Here is a 1,448-nt window from a genome sequence, read left to right as displayed (position 1 = left end):
GGCGGATTCAACCGGTCGTCGCAACACTGGATTGTTGTACAGACTTTAGATACTCATTCAGTGCTTCGGCAGGTGTTTTCCAGCCGAGTGTTTTTCGAGGTCTAGTGTTAAGTACATGAGCTACCGCCTGTATTTCTTGCGCACTCCAACGAGAGAGGTCAGTGCCTTTCGGGAAGTATTGCCGTAGAAGGCCGTTCGTATTTTCGTTTGTGCCGCGCTGCCATGGACTATGTGGATCAGCAAAGAAAACCTTTACTCCGGATTCGATGGTAAATCGAGCGTGATCCGACAGTTCCTTTCCACGATCCCAGGTCAAAGATCGCCACAGTTCGATGGGAAGGTCAGCCACTGTTTTCTTCAATGCGTTGGCCATACTAACAGCCCCATAGCCGGCCAGCGCCGGGCCGTTCTTTGTGCGGGGAATTAGCCCATAACCTTTCTCGCGAGGCAGATGGACAAGCATGGTAAATCGAGTTGAGCGCTCGACCAGAGTTCCAATCGCAGAACGATTCAGGCCGATGATCAGGTCGCCCTCCCAATGCCCGGGCACAGCCCTATCTTCTACCTCAGCAGGGCGACTGGAGATCATGACGTCCTCGCTGACGTGTGCCCACGCTTTGGCCTGCGCTCTGGCTCTTGGCACACGCAATGCGCGTCCTGAGCGCAGGCAGCTCACCAGTTCGCGCTTGAGTGCTCCTCGCCCCTGAATGTAGAGCGCCTGATATATGGCTTCATGAGAGATGCGCATGGACTCATCATCCGGAAAATCGATTTGGAGCCGGTTGGTGATCTGTTCGGGCGACCAGCCATTGACCCATTTACGGTCACTGCGATGCGGTTTATTTCGGCCTTTGAAGGGCGCTGGTCGAGGCCCAGAAATTTCACCACCATTGGCGTCTTGAACCTCGCCCTCAAGATGATCGCGTACGTACTGATGCAGTCGCGGGTTAGTGACCAGTTTCGCTGGTTTCGGCCTCTTGGCCACCAGTTCAGCCTTCCATTGCGCGACTGACGCTCGATACTCAAGCCGACCGCAACGAGTTGCAGCGTTACGTATCAGCTCCCGTGAAATTGTCGATGGGCTTCGTCCAAGGCGACGGGCAATCTCACGAACGCCAACACTTTGCGCTCTAAGCAGCCCAATCTCTTCTCGCTCTGCGAACGATAAGTATCGTCCTGAAATGTGGTTCGACATGAATAATGGCATCCCGCCTCGATGACGGAACCAGCGTGTACCCACCGCTGTTGATACGCCAACGGCTTGTGCTGCCTTTTCGCTTGTGATGCCTGTCGCTATCTGCACCCAAAACAGCCGCTCAATCTCATTACGAAGTGACGGCGCACCTGGAGAACGCATCGCTCCCCGGCCCGTCAATTTTTGCATCCATCCTGCGGGTCGTCCCATAAACACCTCGATAAAGGTGTTGCGACGACCGGTTGAATCCGCC

1 protein-coding gene is annotated in these 1,448 nt (G+C 54.9%); it reads right to left on the bottom strand.

Annotation, left to right across the window (positions count from 1 at the left end; translation table 11 throughout):
* Positions 1–7: 7 nt before the first annotated feature.
* Positions 8–1,384: an IS30 family transposase gene (locus ACW9H9_RS28565; protein WP_457346697.1), complete on the bottom strand. Its 1,377-nt coding sequence runs from the start codon at positions 1,382–1,384 to the stop codon at positions 8–10.
* Positions 1,385–1,448: the final 64 nt, after the last annotated feature.

The organism is Pseudomonas sp. SDO5215_S409, from assembly GCF_054071325.1.
This window is presented reverse-complemented; position numbering and strand designations above follow the sequence as displayed.